We start from the raw sequence: 20,147 nt of genomic DNA, 5'->3' as shown, positions 1-20,147 counted from the left end.
CGGAAATTTGGTGGGTTTTTAGGTGTGAATGTGGCCGGTTGATTACCAATGTAAAGACGGCCCCGGTAGAGACGCCCTAATAGGGCGTCTCTACGATTTCGCATTCCAGAATTTAAAGGAGGATATAAATCTACCTTTCGATCACCAGTTTCTGGTAGTAGCGTTTTTCTGTTCCGTTTATCTGCAGCAGGTAAATGCCATTGGATAGACCAGATAAATCTAATTCTTCTTTCAGTTCACCCTGATTTCCGGCTTTTATTTCCTGCGCATAAACCTGACGGCCTAAGGCATCTATTAGTATTACAGAAACGTTGCGTAAACCTGGCTGCCTTAATTGCAGAGTTGTTCTGCCGGTACTCGGATTCGGGAATAACTTCAGGTTACCGGAAAGATTGTTCGGTTGGAGACCGTTCACCATAAAACTAAAGGCAGCCGAAGTATCCGAAATACAGCCGTTATTCCAGACAATAACCTGGTAGCTTCCGCTTTGGGTTGGTTTTATACCGGCAGCAGTTATACCCGCTGGCAGACCATTGAGCAGCCATTCATAGGCAGTAGCCGGTCTGGTTGTGGTCAGGCTGTCGTAGTTTATAGCCATAATTACCGGCTTAGGCGGAATGGCATTTACGGTAATTTTCAGGGTATCGGAAGCTGTGCAACCGTTTTGAACAAATGTGTACACCAACTTATGCAGACCCGCTCCGGCAATAGCAGGCGCGAACGTTGAACCTGTAACTGCATTGCTTCCGCTCCAGCTGCCGCCGGCCGGGGTTCCGTTTAGCAGGAGCGGAGTAGCATCGGCGCAAAGCGCAGTATCGGCTCCGGCACTAACTATTGGCATTCCTTTTACTACAACCCGGATGGTATCGGTGGTAGAGCAACCGGTGGCAAGGTTAGTAACCAGCACTACTTTCTCAATGGTGTCTGGAAGAACAGTATTATTTAGGTGCGAAAAAGTGGGGTTGGCTACTGCGGTATTGCTAAGGCCAGTAGCCGGAGACCAGCTATAAGCATAACCCGGCAAGCCCGTTGTCCCTAAGGTTATGTTTGTGCCCGAGCAAACGGTAGTGTCCAGCCCCGCAAAAGCAACCGGGAATCCGTTAACTGTAACCATCACAGTATCGGATCTGGTGCAGCCGTTTTGCTGAATTGTATAAATAAGCTTATGTGGACCTATGCCTGCAAGAGCCGGAGTGAAAGTGCCGTTAGGCAAAATGGCACTGCTTCCGCTCCAGGTACCGCCGGCCGGTAATCCGTTTAACGCGATCGGCGCAGCATCGATGCAAAGCGATATATCTGTTCCGGCACTGACTATTGGCATTGCTTTCACAATAATCCGGACAGTGTCGGCAGTGGAACAGCCGGTGGCCAGATCAGTTACCAGTACTACTTTCTCTATGGTATCGGAAAGAACAGTATTATTTATGAGCGAAAAAGTCGGACTGGCAATAGAAGTGCTGCTAAGGCCGGCAGCCGGAGACCAGCTATAAGCATAACCCCGTGAGCCCGTTGCACCTAAGGTTATGTTTTCTCCGGAGCAAACGGAAGTATCTGCTCCGGCAAAAGCAACAGGTAAAGCAGTAACGGTAACCTCAACTGTATCGGTGCGGGTGCAGCCGTTTTGCTGGATCGTATAAATAAGCCTGTGTACACCAGGACCAGCCGCCAATGGATTGAAAGAGCCAGTAGTGGTAACGGCAGTAGAGCCGCTCCATGTGCCACCTATAGGCGTACCGGTTAATTGCAGCAGTCCGTTATTCAGACAAACCGTCTGGTCTTGCCCCGCCGAAACCACCGGAACGCCACGCACTACAATTGAGACCAGAGCGGTGCTGGTGCAGCCAGTAGCCGGATCTGTTACCCGAAGCTGTTTTAAAATGGTATCGTTTTGCGTGAAATTGTTCACCCAGGTAAAATCCGGATTGGCAATAGTCGGATTGCTGAGGCCCGAAGTTGGCGACCAGATATACTGCAGACCGGTTACCGGTGGCGTACCGAGCCGAACGGTAGCGCCTGAACACATCGTCTGGTCAGAACCGACATTGGCGGCTGGCGCGGCTTTAACTTCTACGGTTTGGGAGCTGCTTGCCGTACAGCCGTTCTGCGTAAGGGTGTAACTAATGGTATAGATACCGGCTACAGAAGGAATAAAGGTATTGTTCACTACATAAGTACCGCTGAAAGTTCCGCCGGAAACGGTTGGCTGCAAGGTTATTGGTTGCGGTGAAATACAATAAATTGCATTCAGGCTGGCGAAAGTAGCATTCGGCGCCGGTTTAAAGGTAATGGTTACCGGTGCTGCCGGGCTCTCGCAGGCATTAACGGTTTGGGAAACGTAATAAGTTGTGGTGGCGGTTAAGGCAGCAGGAGTAAAGCTGGTACCTGTTCCCACTAGTGAAGTCAGCTGCGGGTTGGCGTACCATTTCAGGTTGGTTCCGGTAGCGGTAAGGGCTGCAACCGGCTCGCCCGGGCAGTAAGTCGGCGGAGTGCTGACTTGTGGGGCAACCGGCAAAGCATTTATGGTTAATATAGCATTACTTACTATTCCTTGGTACCCTGGTGCAGTTGCCACAACTCTTAAGCGGTAACCGGTTCCGGAAATTAAATTGGCCGGCAATTGTACCGGAATAGTATCTGAACTGGTTCCGGTTTTCCGGCCGATTTCAATAGCGTTGGTAAAGCTGCCGGAGGCATTGCTGAGTTCTGCCACAAAATCGTTGCCGGAAGTAAAAGTACCCAAGGCCCGGAACGGTAATCTGAAGGAACTGCCGGCGCAGAAAATTCTGCTGTTACCAAGCGGCTCGCCGGTTAACACAGCTACTGTAGAAGTACTCCTTACGCATATAGTAAAGCTGCCATTCAGGCTTTTCCCTTGGTAATCGTACACCCGAACGTAATAGGTTTCCCCCGGAGTAAATCCAACGGCTTTGGCCCGCTCTATGCCGGCAGTGCTGCTGGAGTCGCGGCAGACCATGGAATTCAGGCCGTTACAGTTCCCGGAGAAGATTTCAACAACCGCATCAAAATCGCCGGTACTTTGCACCGTTACCGTGTTTTCAGGACTTATTGCTACAAATTTATACCACACATCGGCAGCTTTTGCCCCGCTACAGCCGGCCAAAGATTGCGTTGCATTCATGGTAGAACCTGCAATCGGGGAACAGGATGTGCTGGTGTTCAGTGAAATGGCCTGGTCGCAGTCATCGTTAGCTGGGGGAGGAGGTAAGGTTTGAACGCTTAAACTGAAGTTGCCGCTGCCCCAGCCTGTACCCTGATGATGAACCTTTATGAAGTAAACCTGTCCGACACTAAGATTATCAAGCTCCATACTTTCCTGGCCGCCCGAAGTTGTGGCATCTGCACATTTCAGTTGTTGCAGGTTCGTACAAGCGCCGGAAAAAACTTCCATTACGCCGTCGTAACCGCTTCCGCTTTGCAGCACAACTTTGTGCCGGGTTTCGGTTGCTGTAAAACTGTACCACACATCATCGTCGCCGTTGCCGCTGCAGGCAGCCATAGAAGGCTGACCGTTGGCAGAAGAGCCGGATGTGAAAACAGGGGCGGCGTAAGAACTTGTTGATATGGAAATGGCACCGCTGCAATTATCGTTTGGCACGGCCGGAGGCGAGAAAGCGCAAATCTCATATTCGCCGGAGCCTTGCTGGTTGGCACGGGTGTAAAGCTGCATAAAATATTCCTTCCCCGGCTTCAGGTTATAGAAATCGAAGTTTATCGTGTTGCTTGTTGTATAGCGTCTGTAGGGCGAAAGCAGCGATAAAGAGTCACATGGACCGGATTTTTCGTTCGTATTTAAAACCATGGCAGCAGAGGTTTTTATGGAAATGGTAGTAAGGCCCCGGGAAACCGGAATAAATTTATACCAGATTCCGGCCGTAGCATCAAGCAGCGGATTGCCGGTCGTACCCATTGGAGTGGCATTCAGTAAACTGCCTGGGGTATAACTGCAGGAACTGTTTACCGGTAAAGTCAAGGCCGTCTGGCAAGTATTATTAGCCGGAGGAGTAGTACTGGCAGGCGTTATACTAAGGGTAAAATCAGTACAGAAAGTAGGAGCCTCAGAATCAGCAATGATATAGTAGGTTCCGTTGGAAGGGAAGGTGATCTTATTGTAAGCAACCGAATCGCTGCCGGTTACAATATAGCCAAGGGAAGTCAGCCCCGGAATATAGCCAAGTTGAGGCACCCCGCAGCCGTTTTGTACCCAAAGCGATTTGTTAATGCCAAGGCCGCCCAAACGGAACTGGTAAGTAACCGGAGCATTGGTAATATTCAGTTTGTAGATCATTTCTTCCCCTTCGCCTAAAGACAGGGAAGCGGCGCTGGCATTAAGGTCGTCGCCTTTGCCGCAGGTGGTTTGTTTTCCGCTGTAAAAAGGAATAGCCGTAATCTGGATGGCATCGGTGCAAACCGAGCCGGCCGGCCGGCCGGAGGCCTCAATGATCCCGATGCGGAAACCGCCGGTTGGCCCTGCGCCGGCTTCGGCGTGATAAACCCGTACATAATAAGTTTGTCCAGGTACCAGGTTGTCAGCATATACATATTTTTCCACCGGCTGATGATTCGGGAAATCGCGGCAGGCAACGGTAGTAAGGGCGGAACAAGTACCCCGGTAAACCTGAATAATGGGGTTATAGCCGGCATCGCCAATCACTTTGATCTGCTGAAACGGGGTAGTGGCAACAAAAGAGTACCATACATCATCATCCGGAGTGCCCTGGTAGCAGGCGGAAGCACTTTGAGTAGCGTTTAACGAAGAACCGGCAGTTGGCACAAAGGTAGCATTTACGGTTAGCGGAATGGCGCCGGAGCAGTTGTCGTTAACCGGGGTTGGGGGCGCTTCGTTTATGAAAAGCTGGTAACTGCCGCAGCCGGAAGAAGCAGCTGCCAAAACGTAATAAGTGCCGTTGGTTGTAAAATTGTAAATGTTATTTGTGCCTGTTATACAGGAAGCTGGAGCGGATTCAGGGCAGCCGGAAAAAACAGTAGTTTTTATATATGTAAAACCTGCGCTGGCCAGGTAAATGTTATAAGCCACCGGCGCATTGCTTACCGTAAATTTATAGAGGTGACCTTGACCCACCGGAGAACCGTTGCAATTAACCAGGAAGTTATATCCATTGCCGCAATTGGTCCGGATGCCGCTGTTAAAAGGTAAAGCATTTACTGTTTCAGCCGTCAGGCAACTGGTTCCTACAGGCAAATTCGGTAATTCTTTTATGCAGAGCGAGTAAACAAGATTGGTAGAAGTAGCGAAAGTCCCGGCAAAAACTTTTACAAAATACACATTTCCGGGTACCAGACCGGCCAGGCGGGCAAAGGCTGAGTCGGAAGCATAGTTAGCCGAAGCGCACCGCAGCGACTGCAGGTTTCCGCAACTTCCGGAAAGCACTTCGAAAACCATATTTGTTCCGCCGGATAGATTTTTTAGACTTATCTGGTAATTAGCCTGGGTGGCGATAAAAGAATACCATGCATCCGGGCTGTTGTTGTTCAGGCAGTTCGTACCTGATTTGGTCATATTGGCCAGTGTGCCCATTATTGGCTGGCAGGTGCCGGAGAGATTGGTAATTGGAATGGCGCCGGCACATTCGTCGTGAGCTGGTGGGGGGGCTGGTGAAGGAATTTCCCGCAGGCAGACGGTAAAATTTCCGGAACCATTAAACACCCGCAAAAAGTACTGCTGCCCTACCACCAGATCGGTTCTTGTAAAATTGCTAAAGGCGGGTGTGCGGCAACTCAGAGAAACACGCGACTGGCAATTCGCCGTCAAAAGCTCCACCGAATGATTATTCCCGGCAACATTTATCTCCATAGAGGTGGTTTTAGCCGTGAACTTATACCAAACATCCTGGATGTTGCCTGAGCAGGCCGAAGCATCCGAAATTGTAGCATTTAAGGTAGTACCATTAACCGGATTACAGATATTGCCGGGGCTTAAGGCAATGGCATTAATGCATTCGTCATTAGGTGGGCTTGGTGGGGCCGGTTCTACCGAAATCTGGAAATTTCCGCAGCCATAACCATCGTCGGCTATTAAATAATAGGTGCCGTTCTGAGCAAAGTTGACTACTTTTTCTGCCGCTTGTGCCACAGAGCCGCCGGCTATTCCTGGTATCAGGCAATTGCCGCCTGCAGAAGGGCAATCGTCATAAACATACAAAACGTAAGTGGATTTAATTTTGTATTTGACAGGAGCATTGGTCACATTTAATTTAAAAACAAAATCTTCGCCCGGCGAATACGGCTCGCTGCAATAACTCCGGTAGGTATCACCTTTCCCGCAGGTGGTTTGCACACCACTGTAAAATGGGATAGATGAAATGTTTACAGCCGTAGCACAGTTGGCACCCGGCGGGCTGATTATTTCTTTTACACAGATTGTAAAAGTTTTATTCGAAGCATTACTGAATTTATCGTAAACCCTTACGAAGTAGCGCTGCCCGGTAATAAACTGATCGTACTGCATCACTTCAGTTTCTCCCTGAAAAGTCTGGTCTTCACAATGCAAACTATTCATAGCTGTGCAGCTACCGGAAAATAATTCCATTACTGCATTAAAAGTGCCATTCCCTTTTACCGTTATTTCCTGCACCGGGGAAATTGCTACAAACGAATACCATACGTCATTAGGCAGCATACCTGTAGGAACGCAGGACGGCAGCGTTCCAGTGGCACCGGCAACAGTTCCGTTAGTGGTTATACAAGTGGAATTAACCGGTAACTCCAAAGCGCCTTCGCAATAATCGTTGGAAGGCGGGCTCACGCAGATCGAAAAAGTACCGGAACCGGAGCCTGCTTTGTAATGGTAAACCCGCACGTAAAAAGTATCGGCCAGGGTCAGGTTGTTCAGGTGTGCCAGTTCCATAGCGCCGCTGCCGGTTTCATCCTGGCATTTCAGGGAAGTAAGGTTGCCGCAGGAACCGCTGAAAACCTCCACCACCGCATCGTAATTACTGGAACTGTTTACCCGTACGGTAAGGTTGGCCTTATTCGCTACAAACTTGAACCAAACATCATCGTCGGCTAAGCCGCCAGCTGCACAAGCCGCTAACGATTGCGTAGCATTGGCGGAGCCGGAATTGGTTAACACGCAGGTCGTACCGGCAGTGAGGAGCCGCGCACCAGCGCAGTTATCGTTGGCAGGTGCCGTCTGGGCCTTTAATTCAGTTCCCTCTAAAAAGCACAGGCATAAAACAAAAAGGAAGCAGAATCTTAAATAAAGCGGAAGAGCAAAAGTGTTTTTCATAGCGTGTGGCTTAAGAATTTAGCTTTCGGAAATTATTCCTTTCCGGCACAGACAATGAAAATACCTATATGGTTGTATGGGTTGGTAAATTTTTGTTATAAAGGGTGGTTTTCCGGAATTTACAGGCCAAAAACGTAGACGCCCGGTAGAGACGCGATGCATCGCGTCTCTACAATCCCCGGAACCCCCGCGAAAAATCCACCATCAAACGGAATAATTCCTGAAATTTAGTCAGCGGCAGGGTTTCGGGTTTGTCGTTTATGTCGTGGTAGGCAGCAGTGCCGCCAAGGGTGTAGCAGAAGAAAGCCGGGACGCCTTTTTCGGAGAAGGGAAAATGATCGGAATTAGCGGCTTTGCCCCGGGCTTTTACTTCCGGGAAATACCGTTTTTCGTCGCTTATGCTTTTTAACCGGGCAAATGCCTTTTCGTGAACCCGCCCGTTTACCACCATTAAGCCAGCCTCCCCGGTACCCGTTAAATCAAGGTTCAGGAGGAATTTTATTTGTTGCAGCGGGAATAAAGGATTCTCTACATAGTATTTCGAACCCACCAGACCGGCTTCTTCGGCGCCGAAGGCCATAAACGCGATGGAATATTCAGGGCGGTTTTCGGGTTTGCCGTAGTAGTGCGCCAGTTCAAGCAGGAGGGAAGTGCCGCTGGCATTGTCGTTGGCGCCGGGAAAATAGGTTTTCTTGCCAATGCTGCCCAGGTGGTCGTAATGCGCGGAGAAAACGATAAAGGAATCGGGGTAAACCGAGCCGGGGATAAAGCCGATTACGTTCTGGGTCTGGTAAGCGGGAATAAATTTCGCTTCGGCTTCAAACTTTACTTTTTTTGGCGTTTTGGCTACCCTTTTCTGCAATACTTCGAAACGTGGTTGGGCATGCTGCTCTCTGGCAACGGTGTAGGTAAGCTTTGCGGGTTGGGTAATAAGCAGGGCGGAAGCGCTTTGCATTCTTTGCGCAAAAATAGCGGGCAGGATGTTTCGTTTTGCCCAGAATTTTTCCGGCATCAGCAGCGCGTAACCGGTCAGGCTTTTTTCCAGGAATTGTTCGCCCCGTACTTCATCCGTAAATATAAGCGTATCGAGGGGCAGCACGCGGAGCTTTCCTTTTCCGGGCCCAATGCCCGCATCGGGAATAAAGTCCCGGCCGGGCTTCAGTTTCCGGTTATCGATCTTCAGTTTCACTTCCTGAACCGTATTCACCGGCAGGCTAAAAGTCTGGTAATAGTTGTCGTTAAAAGCCTGTAAACCGGCCTGCCGGAATTGTTGCTGAATAAGACCGGCGGCTTTTTTATCGCCATCTTTTACGTAACCCCGGCCGTTAAATTCCGGACTGCAAAGGGTAAATAAATTTTGTTTTACCCGCGCCATGTCCTGGGCAAAGACTCCGGAAGGGAAGAGGAGGAAAAGTAAAAGCCGGCAAATGCGCATACAGCAAATTAAGGTTTATCAGGAGCCTGATAAAACGCTGGGTTTTGGTTGAAAAAAGTACTTTAGAATACGAGTTTGCGGCGGCTGAGGTAATAAAAAAATGCGGCGCCAGCCAGGGATCCGATAAAATCGCTTACCACATCGGAAATTTCGCCGTGGCGCCCTTGCTTCATTACCATTTGGAGGAGTTCGATAAGGATGCCCAGGAAAAGGCAAAGCGCCAGGGAAACGCCAATGGTATAGCGGAGGGAACGCGGATTGCCGTAATGGAAGTAAAAACTGCGGATAACCAGGAAAGTAAGAAGGGCAAAGGTAGCCGCGTGGCAGAAGGTATCGAAGGAAAGGAATTTCCATTCGGGCGTTTCGGGCAAGGCATTTGAGGGCAGCAGGGTTAAGAACAAAACCACTGCTGCCCACAAAAGTGCCGGGAAATAGTAACGGATAAACAAACCGCTTACAGAAAGGAGGTAATGAAAATTAAGCGCCGATCAGCTCGCCGTAGGCTTCTGCCGAAAGCAGTTCGTCCAGCTCGGCTTTGTTGTCGATGCTCATCTTGATCATCCAGCCGTCGCCGTACGCATCTGAGTTTACCAGTTCCGGGTTAGCGCCCAGTTTTTCGTTCAGTTCCTGTACTGTGCCGGTAAGCGGGGAGAAAAGGTCAGACACCGTTTTTACGGCTTCAACGGTACCGAAAACTTCATCGCGGTTCACCTTTTTGTCAACCGTGTCGATGTCTACGTACACGATGTCGCCCAGTTCGCGCTGCGCAAAATCCGTGATGCCGATAACGGCCGTGTCGCCTTCAATGCGTACCCACTCGTGCTCTTTGGTGTATTTCAGTTCGCCTGGTAAATTCATGGTTTTAGTTGTTTATTGGTGATTGTTAATGGCTGATTGTTTTTAAAAACGAAAAGATAATTAACGCCGGTTAATTTCGGCTCAAAAATAGGTATTGCATTTGCAATTAACAATTAGCAATCAACAATTAGCCATTAATTCAGTTTTACTGTTTTTTAGCATAAACCGGTACCATTTATTGCGACAGACTGTAGCGGAGCTGAATACCACCCTCGGTAACCGTATTCTTGAACGAAGTCGAGATCTTCGGGTCGGAAATGGTACGGGTAAAGTAGAACTGCAGGTTCAGGTTCCGGTTAATGGTATAATCGATGGTTGGCCGTAATTGCAGCTGCAGGTTACCGTTCGTTACTTCGTTCCGGCTCTTTTCCGCGCCTTGGTTGTCCTGAACGATGGAGTGCAGCACAATGGTGTTGTCGCGGATAGAAAGGTCCAGACGGGCATTCAGTTCGTTTTTCAGCGTTTTGTATTCGCCGTTTATCCGGAACGGAATGCGGAAATTGCTGGTAGCATAACCGGCTCCGATCACAATGTCGCTCACGCGGGTTTCGGTTACCTGGGCGTTGCTCAGGTTCAGACTTAAATTTCGTTCCGTTTTATATTCGATCCGGCCGGTAATGTTGTTCTTGGTTTTAAAGTTAACTCCCAGCAGCGGCGTCAGGCGTTCCATAATGGTTACCTGGCTGATCACGTAATACGGAATGAATTCGCCCCGTTCGTTGCGTTCGGTCGGGAAGCCCAGGTTCGGCGTGGTATAAGCAAGCGAGCTGGCAAAGTTGGTGACCCCGTAAACCGAAGTATAGCCGTGCGAGATCGAGATAGAACTTAAGTACCGTTTCACGAATGCCAGGTCCGAAAGGCCGGAATAATCGATGCGCCAGTTCGGCAGCGGAATACGTTTCACGAGGTCGCCGGCTTTGGCGCGTTCGGTTTTGTAATTGCCTGCTGCCGATTTTCCTTTGTAAGCCAGCTCGAACGCCGGAATCAGTACATCCTGGGAATTCAGCTTATAAACGCTATCCTGCGGACTGAAGCCCTGGTTTGTTTCCGGATTGGTTAGTAACTGGTTCAGGATGATCTGGCGGTTTTCGATGAAGCGTTCAAAAGCAGAAGAAACGTTGCTCTTCGGCCGGGATTCGAACATGGTCTGGATCGTTACTGTGGAAACGCTGAACGAACCGGTATTGATCGGGTTCTGTGGTTCGGCCCCTCTGCCCGGAATCGGGAAAGCGGTGCTGTCGTCTACCGGTATGCGATAGAATACTTCGCGGATATCCGAAACGTCTTTCTTAGCATCTAACAAAATGTTAAAGTTCCGGATCGGCTGCAGTTCGGTCCGGATGCCCAGGCTCCAGGTTTTCAGGGAGCTGAGCGGCGTTTGCAGGTATTGGCTGCTGTCGGTGTACCAGCCGTTATTGGCGGCGCGGTTATAAAGCTCATCCAAACCGTATTGTTTACCGGCAATAAACCCGAAGCCCGGCGCATCGAACCCTTCCTCGAAACCGAAGAACTTGGTGCGTGGCAGGTAGCCCGGCAGTAAAGATCCTTCGCTGCGGGTATAGGTTACGTTCAGGTTGCGGGCCGTCATTAAGGCGCGGAGCACCGTTTTCAGGCCTTTCAGTTCCCGGGTTTTGGTGGTGTCCTTTTGGGCCTTTTTGGCTTCTTCCGGGTTCTTTACGTTGGTTGGCAGTTTAGCCGTAACCCGCTGCGGAACCTTGGCGCCCGGTTTCTGGGCGTTCGCCTGCTTTGGTTTTTCGTTGTTTATCTTGTTCAGGAACTTCACCTTATTATACAGCTTCACCAGGTCTATCCGGCCGTTCACCGAAGTTTCAGCATTGTTCTGAATGGTATTTCCCAATTTCAACTGGCTGGAAGCCGTATCGGAAAGCGAGTTCAGGGCGTTGGAGCTGGCCGTCCAGGAATACGTTGCAGCATAACGGGTATCGGCGCTGATCCAGTCGGTAAGCGGGAATTTTTCGAGTGGCAGGCGGTAGTTAATGGCTGCTGTCTGGTCGAAGTTGGTGGTACGGCCCAGGTTTTTCAGGTTTTCCCATACCACTTTGTTTGCCGCCGCGGTATTCTCGCCGTATGGTTCGTCAATAACCGCCCGGTTCGTAGCCGTGTAATCGAATGAAATCGCTTTGGTCAGATCCCACTTCAGATCGTAGATCCGGTTAAAGAAGAAATTCTTCTGATACAGCGGCGCTATGCCGGTAGTGGTTGGAAGCTCATACGGATTATTGCGGCGCTGCAGTTGCAGTTTGTTGTAGCGGCGGTCCAGGTCGGCCCGGAACGCCAGCCTGCTTGGCAGGAACGTGGCATTCAGTTCTTTCAGCGGTTTCAGGTAAGGCGAGGCGAAGAGCGTGCTTTGCTCGAAAGGCGCAAAGTTCTTCGGCGTGGCATTATAGGTATAAGCCAGGCCGCCGGTATAGGTTTTGGTAATATCCTGGTCAGTAAGAATGTTGGTATGCAGTTTTTCGCTGTAGGCATATGATACTGAAAGGTTTTCGATGTCGTAGACCCTTGGTTTGGCATCCGGGTTGGTTTTCTCCTTCCTTACGTTGAGTAAACTTACGCTCTTGGTGGTGGTCCGGTCTATTACTTCTTTCCGGTATTCGGCTTTTTCTTCCGGGTTATCCTGATATTTTTCCAGCGATTTAGACAGTTCCATGTCGCCTTCCAGCGGGTCGTAACGCGGTTCCATTTCGGTTACGCTGTACTGGAAAGACAAAGGCACTTTTAAACCTAAACCGGAAGGAATGAACTTGTCGGCAGTAATATTCGAGTTTAAATCGAACTGCTTCGTGTTTTCGCGGGCGCGTTCGGCAATTTTCTGCTGAATGGAGCCGAAGCCTACGGTGGTATACCGGCCGGTGGCAGTAATATCGGCAACGTCGGCCAGTTTGGCGTTCACGCGGGTAGTAGCCGCCCAGCCCGCCGTTTTATCGAAGTCCGAAACGCGTAATTCATTTACCCAAATGCAGGCGGTTTGGGCCATGCCGTTGTCGCGCGGGTTCATGATCCCAATCATAATGCCCTGTACGCTGCTGAAATCCGGGTTACCCACTACCGTAATGATCTTACCATCCCGTTCCTGTGAGAAAGGCGTACGCTTATCGGCAAACATGTTATTCCGCATGCTCTTGATATCGATGAAATCGGAGAAGGCTACGTCAATTTCGTTTTCTTGCGGCCAGATCGCATTCGGGTCGGTAGTACCCTGGCGGGTCATTTTTAACGGAACGGAATATTCGTAGTAGTTCTGAGTGTAGTCGGTACCGATCCGGATATAGGCCCGCATCTGGTTATCCTGGGTTACGTCGTTCGGGCTTTCGGCGTGAATAAACATTTTCAGGCGCTTGTAGATGAGCATGTCCATGGAAACGTTTTTATACACCCCTTTGCCGAAGCCATCGAGCAGGTTTTCTACGCAGAGCTGCATCGATTGCTCGTTCAGGCGGCGCTTGTTCTGCGAGGCATAGTCGTCCTGGCGCTGGGTTCCCGGCGGCAATACGTACGGAATAGTGCTGCCGCTGGCTTCTCCGTTTTCTTCAATGTTCACGGCGGAAACGTCGAAAGCATCGGCACTCGGGTCGCAGAAACCAATACAGGTACCCGGCTTTTCGGTTAAGGAAGACTGGAATTTACGCCATTGGTTGGCCACAAACTGGAACTGCACCAAACGGAGCACTACCGGGTCATCGAAATCGGTCAGGTACATGCGCATAAACCGGATAGATTTGTAGCCGCTGATCCCGTTTACGTTGCGGGCCATCGGGGTTCGGATCGGAATGCGGAACTGGTACCAGGTTACTTTATCACCGTTAATATTATTCTCAACCTTATCTACAATGTAAGGGTTCGTGCCAACTTCCAGCTCGCCCGGAGTTAATGGAACCGTATATTCGTAATACCGCTCCACGTCCGAAACCACGTTATCTTTGTTTAAATCTTCTTTGTCCGGGTAAGGGTAGGATGCTTCGATGCTGTTTTCCGGGGAGTTCCCTTCCATGCCGTTAATGTTCTTGTAGCGGCCCAGTATCTTCACATTGCGGGCCGTATAATCGGCATTCAGGTGGTGCCTGAAATTATCGCCGGAAGGGTCATCGAGGTTGCCGTAGCCGTAAATGCTCTGGAAGAATGCTTTTTCATCCGAATCGTTCAGACCGTCCAGACCGATATCCTGCTGGCTTCGGGAACCGGCATTATTGTCGAAGGCATCGGTCAGGAAGGAGAGGGTAGTTACCCGGCCCCAGGGCGTCTCATCGGTGTCGGCGTTGGAGTTGTTGGCAGTCGGCAGGCCGTTCTCGAATTCGTAGCGGTTGTTGTCCTTCATAAGGTCTTCCGAAACGTTGCCAAGGTTGAATACCAGGCTACCACCGGTGGTGCGGGTGTCGTTGCTTGTCGGCGGGTTCTCGTTGTCGTCTATTACACCGTTCGGGCCTTTAATGAAGGGGTCCATCATCCAGAACTCCATGTACTCAATATTGGCGTTATCGAAATCGGTATCGAAGGTAATTTCCCGGCTAATGCCCCCGTAGTTGTTTTTAGGATTTACTGTGCCATCGAAATGCTTGCCATCCTGTTGGATTTTTGGCGTAAAATTGTACATGCCCCGCTCTCCCGGATAGTAGGCCATGTCGAAAGTGTATTCGTTCGTGTTGGCAATTTCCGGGTCGCGGTTCGGGAAGATCTCCCGTTTCTGTACCGCGCGGATGTAGTGGTTTTTCAGGTCGCCGGTTCCGATGTTGGATGGCTTCTGGCTGCTGCCGGTATAATACACCTGATCGATGGAGTACCAGGCCAGTTTTGCCCGGGTGAAAGCATACTCCCGTCCTTCTTTGCTTGCTCCGAAGCGGTCGCCGGGAACGAATGGGGTAGCCGCCAGGCGCCAGCCGGTATTGTTGAATCCCCCCAACGAATAAGGCGTTTTCACGCTTTCAAAGTCATCGATAAACGAAACGCCGTCTTCGCCTTTCAGCTTGGATTTAGCCGGCAGAAGCTGGGCAAATTCGCTGTTAATGGTAATTACCGAAGGCACTTTGGTTTGCACGATCGGCAGTTTGTCGGTCATTTTGGTTAAAAAGCGCGACTCGCGGCGGTAATTCAGGTCGAGGCCATAAATGGTATTGTTCGAGGGTTCGTCGCCGATGCCTACACGGTAAACGAAGGGTTTTTCGGCCAGATGCAATACCGTTCCACCCAGGGTAAAGTCCGGGTTGAATTTATAATCGAAGCGGGCGCCCATGAGCGTACGCGGCTGCACGTTAATGATCTCGGCTTTTTCGAAGGTTACCCGCAGGTCGCTGGCCGCATTCATATAACTCGGGTTCAGGATCTTTACCCGGCCCAGACCATAATCTACCTGGTAATCTACGCCTGCCTGTAATTGCGTTCCCCCGGAAAATACCTGCACCGATCCTTCAGCAATCTGGATACCCGGCAGAACAATTTCATCGGTAGCGGTAGCCTGGTAACGGCCGGTCAGGAAGAACTTGTTTTTCTCGGCAAATTGCTGGGCATCGGTCTGGGTAGAGTCGTAGAGTTCCTGGAAAACGTATTTCTGGATCAGGCGGTCTTTTTCGGCCTGGTCCTCGTTTCCGGCCTGGAACCGGCCGCGTAAGAAGCTGCCGAAGGGCTCCACCACCGGGAAAATAATGCGCCCGTTTTCCGGATCGATGGTGATGTCGGTTAAAAAGTCGAAGTTACCATCAGCGGGCCGGTCGTTGTTGCGGTTCACGTTGTCCATGTTGAACACCTGCACCAACGGCCGGTCTTTGGTCAGGTCACCTTCGCGCAAGCTGTTCAGGTCCGTTCCAGTTTCGTCGTCCTTGTAAATAACATTCATCTGGAAATTGTCGCGGCTTACCTGGCTGGCATTCAACGAGTAAATGTTCTTCATCATCAGATCCCAGGTCGGCAGACCTAAAGCCGGGTTGGTGGACTTCAGCATCTTCAGGAAAATTACCTGGTTATCGGTAACGTTCTGGTAATCGTCCTGCAATTCACCTACTTTATAGGTTTTGCCGTTCAGGGTATATTCGTAGGAAACGCCCAGCACCTGCTCCGGTAAAAGGGCAGAATTCAGGGAGATATAACCTAACTGCGGATTGAATTTATATTCGGCCTGATTTAATTTCCGGGCTTTAACGTGTTCGAAATCAATGGCTTTGTTGAAGCCCTGGCCTGCCGGGGCGGGAATCTGAGACTGCAGGAACTGATCTACAGTATTGTTGTCGCGGGCGGCAGAGCCACCGTTAGTTAAAAGTTTGTACAGGTTGTTCGCCTTGTTGTCGGCAGGTGTTCTGGTTGAACCGTTTGTAGCCAGCAGGGGGTCATGCAACGCATTCGGATTTCCTTCGGCTAAGTCCATTAGGGCAACCATGTTCCGGAGGTTTTCGGTGGCGCGGTTGTCGTTAGTAATGTAAACTTCGAGGCGGCGGATGGTGATCCCGGAATTTACCAGCGGCAGGCCCTTTAAAGCATTATCGTAACGGTCGCGGAAGAACTGGGAAAGGAAGAAGTGGCGGTCGCGATCGTAATCGCTGGCTTTGATCTCGAAAAGGCGGTTCTGCCCGCCGTTCTGAATTCTTACCTCGTCGGCGCGGCCCCGGATGTTGGAAGCAAGGGCCGTAACGGACAGACGACCGAACTGCAACTGGGTTTTCACCCCGAACAGATTCTGGCCGCCGGATATTAAGCTGTTGTTGAGCGGAAGACTAACGTTACCGGCTTCGATCTTGCGGATAATTTCTTCGTCGTAGCCGGTGTATTCGAGTTTCATGTTGTTCTCGAACTCGAAGTTGGCTTTGGTATCCCAGTTAAAGGACAGTTTCAGTTTTTCCCCGATCTGGCCGATCAGGTTCAGGGTAATGTTCTGGTCGAATTCAAAATCGCCTACGCGTTGCTGCCGAAGCGGAAGCTGACGGTTGAAGTTCCGGTTAAAGCGGGCGCCGAATTTCAGGGTAACGTTCCCGTTCGGGCGAATATCGACGTAATTGCCGCCAAAGATCCGGTCGAAAGCCGAGCTGATGTAAATTTTAGGGATTACCCGTTTGCTGGCTACCACGCTTTCGCCATCCTGGCCGGCAGTTTTGGTGCGCCAGTAATTCCGGATGGCCTGCTGCTGCTGAAAGCGGGAATATTCTTCGAACGTCATGTAGCTCGGGTTCCGGTAATCCAGTTCCCCCATTTGTTCGGTAATGTTGTAATGGCGCAGGCTGTCGTCCAGTTCTACGTTGGTAGTAACGTTGCCTGGCTGGCCCAAGTCGAAAGGCGAACGACTGGGACGCGTGGAAAAGGGATCGCCCTGGCGATCCTTTGGCCGGTAATTGGGCCGGGTGCTGGGCGTATATTTCCGGTTTCTGGTGGTATCCTGCCCGGTGGTATCGGCCGCCAGGATACTTCTGAAAGTACGGAACCCCGTTAGGTTGCTTCTATTACCCACCGTGGCTGCCTGCGAAAGCCAGGCCAACAAAGAGATAACTGCCACCGAGGCTGCAATAGTTTGTTTTCGTCCTTTAATCGAGATCAAGGTGAGTATAAGTAGGCTATGAAGATTTTAAAGCAAATTTTATCAGCTGTTCCACGCTGAGATTGTTCCCTTCGCGTTTCATTATGGCGTCCAGCGTTTTCTCGGCCACGTTTTTGGCAAAGCCCAGCGTTACTAAAGCAGATAACGCTTCGTTGCGGTTCGTATTGTGTGATACCGCCCCGAAAGCAGCGGCATCTACCGGGCTTTCTTTGCGGAACTTGTCCTTGAGTTCCAGGATAATGCGCTGAGCGGTTTTTGCTCCAATACCTTTCACCTGCTGGATCGTACGCACATCTTCCCTTACAATGGCCTGCTGAATTTCACCTACGCTTAACGAAGAAACGATCATAAGTCCGGTGCCGGGACCTACCCCGGAAATAGAGATCAGGTGCAGGAAAACGTTCTTTTCGGCCGGATCGCTGAAACCATATAACGTGTGCGCATCTTCTTTAATATGCAGGTAGGTGTATAATTTGCAGCGTTCGCCTTCCTGCAACTGGGCAAAAGTGTTCAGGGAGATCCGGATCTGGTAACCGATTCCCCCTACGTCAATAATAACGTAAGTAGGATCTTTGAACGTGAGTTTTCCGTCGATATAGGCTATCATTTATAAACCTTTATTATAGTTCTGAGCATCTACCACGGCAATGGCTACCATGTTCACAATTTCGCGGATGGAGCTGCCAAGCTGCAGAATGTGTACCGGCTTGCGCATGCCCATCAGTACCGGGCCAATGGCTTCGGCGCCGCCAATTTCCTGCAGTAGTTTATAAGCAATGTTGCCGGAGGTCAGGTCGGGGAAAACCAGGGTGTTGGCGCCTTTTTCGGCCAGTTCGCTGAAAGGGTAATGCTCGCGAAGCAGGGCGGTATTCAGGGCGGTGTTGGCCTGCATTTCACCATCTATTAACACGTGCGGGTATCTTTCTTTGGCCATTTCGGTTGCCAGACGGGCTTTTTCCGGGAACGGGCCGTTGTTGGAGCCGAAGTTGGAATAGGAAAGTACGGCAATACGAGGTTCGGTATCGAAGAAGCGCACCGCGCGGGCCGTTAAACCAATGATGTCGCAAAGTTCCTCGGTAGTCGGGTTTACGTTTACGGTGGTGTCGGCAAAGAAGTACGGTTCTTTTTTACTTAGAATGATGTACATGCCCGCCACTTTGTTAATGCCTTCTTCCACCCCGATCACCTGCAGGGCCGGCGAAATGGTTTTGGAATAATCGCGGGTAAGACCGGAAATGAGGGCATCGGCTTCGTTCAGTTCTACCATAATGCTGCCGAAGTAGTTCCGGTCGCGCACCAAACGGCGGCTTTCGAACATGCTCAGGCCTTTGCGTTTCCGTTTTTCGAAAAGCACCTGGGCATAACGTTCCCTTCTTTCATCTTCCTCATAGGTATCCAGGATCAGGCTGTCGCCTAAGTCCAGGTTGTTTTCCTGAATAATGCGTTCGATCTTTTTGCGGTTACCCAGTAAAATAGGCGTAGCAATTTTCTGATCTTTTACCACCTGGGCAGCTTTCAGGATCTTGATGTGATCGGCTTCGGCAAATACCACACGTTTCGGATCCTGTTTGGCCTGGGAAATGATCCGGTTCATCAGTTTCTGGTCGATTCCGATGCGGGTCAGGAGTTCCTGGTGGTAGGCTTCCCAGTTCTCGATCGGCTTACGGGCTACGCCGCTTTCCATGGCCGCTTTGGCAACCGCCGGGGAAATGGCCGTGATCAGACGCGGGTCGAGCGGTTTCGGGATCAGGTATTCGCGACCGAAAACGATGGAATTATCGCCGTATGCTTTCGTTACGATATCCGGCACCGGTTCTTTCGCCAGTTCGGAAAGGGCTTTCACAGCGGCCAGTTTCATAGCTTCGTTAATTTCGGTAGCCCGCACGTCCAGCGCACCACGGAAAATGTAAGGAAAACCAAGTACGTTATTAACCTGGTTCGGATGGTCGGAGCGGCCGGTTGCCATGATCAGGTCTTTGCGGGTAGCCATGGCTACTTCGTAAGGAATTTCCGGGTCCGGGTTGGCCAATGCAAAAATGATCGGATCCGGTGCCATCAGTTTTACCAGTTCCGGGGCCAGCACGTTGCCGGCCGAAAGGCCGACAAATACATCAGCGCCTTCCATGGCTTCGGCCAGGGTCTTGATCTTCCGGAGGGTTACAAACTGAGCGCGGTAAATATCCAGGTCGTTGCGTTCGGGATTAATGATGCCGTCTTTGTCGAACATCACAATGTTGTCCATTTTTACGCCGAGCGAAACGTACAGCTTGGTGCAGGAAATAGCAGCCGCGCCGGCTCCGTTGATTACCATTTTAATGTCCCCGATCTTCTTGCCAACCAGTTCCAGGGCATTTAATAAGGCCGCGCCGGAAATAATGGCCGTGCCGTGCTGGTCGTCGTGCATGAGCGGAATGTTGAGTTGCTCGCGCAAGGCGTTCTCGATCTTAAAGCATTCGGGCGCTTTGATGTCTTCCAGGTTAATGCCCCCGAAAGTAGGTTCCAATGATTTTACGATGCGTACGAACTCCTCCGGGTTGGTGGTATCGATCTCGATGTCGAATACATCGATGCCGGCAAATTTTTTGAACAGAACGCCTTTTCCTTCCATCACCGGTTTGGAAGCATCCGGGCCGATATTACCTAAACCGAGTACGGCGGTTCCGTTGGTAATTACGCCTACCAGGTTGCCTTTGGCGGTGTACTTGTAAACGTCGTCTTTGTTGGCCGCAATTTCTTTGCAGGGTTCGGCTACCCCCGGCGAATAAGCCAGGGCCAGATCGAGCTGGGTGCTGACCATTTTGGTAGGTACTACTTCAATTTTACCGGCCGGGCTCTGGCTGTGGTAATTAAGGGCGTCTTCTTTGTTTATTTTAATCATCGGTATTCTATTCGTCTAAAAAACTGCTTCGGTATTACCGGTAAGAAGGGCAATACATGCTATTACGTTAAGCCGTTAAGGAAGCAGGCGCAAGCCTTAACCTACAAAGATAAAACATTAGCAGGGATAATTACCATTTGCCGGTTTTTGCTTTCGGTTTTTTAAAATTTTAAGC

7 protein-coding genes are annotated in these 20,147 nt (G+C 50.5%); all 7 read right to left on the bottom strand.

All coding sequences use genetic code 11. The features are described from left to right. Positions 1–130: 130 nt before the first annotated feature. The 7 genes from F0P94_RS06135 to F0P94_RS06105 all read right to left on the bottom strand — a co-directional run bounded on the left by F0P94_RS06135 (position 131) and on the right by F0P94_RS06105 (position 19,972). Positions 131–7,267 (bottom strand): T9SS type A sorting domain-containing protein, encoded by a 7,137-nt coding sequence (locus F0P94_RS06135; RefSeq protein WP_150902929.1) that lies wholly within the window; start codon positions 7,265–7,267, stop codon positions 131–133. A 169-nt stretch (positions 7,268–7,436) separates the two neighbouring features. Next, positions 7,437–8,702, bottom strand: a complete 1,266-nt coding sequence (locus F0P94_RS06130; RefSeq protein ID WP_150902928.1) for a M28 family metallopeptidase — start codon at positions 8,700–8,702, stop codon at positions 7,437–7,439. 62 nt (positions 8,703–8,764) lie between these two features. Beyond that, on the bottom strand, positions 8,765–9,151 hold the full coding sequence (locus F0P94_RS06125) for a VanZ family protein (protein ID WP_150902927.1): 387 nt from the start codon (positions 9,149–9,151) through the stop codon (positions 8,765–8,767). 28 nt (positions 9,152–9,179) lie between these two features. After that, positions 9,180–9,560, bottom strand: a complete 381-nt coding sequence (gcvH, locus tag F0P94_RS06120) for a glycine cleavage system protein GcvH (protein ID WP_150902926.1) — start codon at positions 9,558–9,560, stop codon at positions 9,180–9,182. Between the two features lie 175 nt (positions 9,561–9,735). Next, entirely contained in the window at positions 9,736–17,094 is a 7,359-nt protein-coding gene (gene sov / locus F0P94_RS06115) for a T9SS outer membrane translocon Sov/SprA (RefSeq protein WP_225307128.1), read from the bottom strand. Between the two features lie 16 nt (positions 17,095–17,110). Continuing rightward, complete coding sequence (gene ruvA, locus F0P94_RS06110; RefSeq protein WP_150902925.1) at positions 17,111–17,701, bottom strand: Holliday junction branch migration protein RuvA; 591 nt, start codon at positions 17,699–17,701, stop codon at positions 17,111–17,113. Continuing rightward, entirely contained in the window at positions 17,702–19,972 is a 2,271-nt protein-coding gene (locus F0P94_RS06105) for an NADP-dependent malic enzyme (protein WP_191906938.1), read from the bottom strand. It lies immediately after the preceding gene. Between the last annotated feature and the right edge of the window lie 175 nt (positions 19,973–20,147).

It is taken from the genome of Adhaeribacter soli, from assembly GCF_008727925.1.
GTDB classification, from domain to species: Bacteria; Bacteroidota; Bacteroidia; order Cytophagales; family Hymenobacteraceae; genus Adhaeribacter_A; species Adhaeribacter_A soli.
The sequence above is the reverse complement of the archived record's forward strand: the minus strand, read 5'-3'. Positions and strand labels throughout refer to the sequence as shown.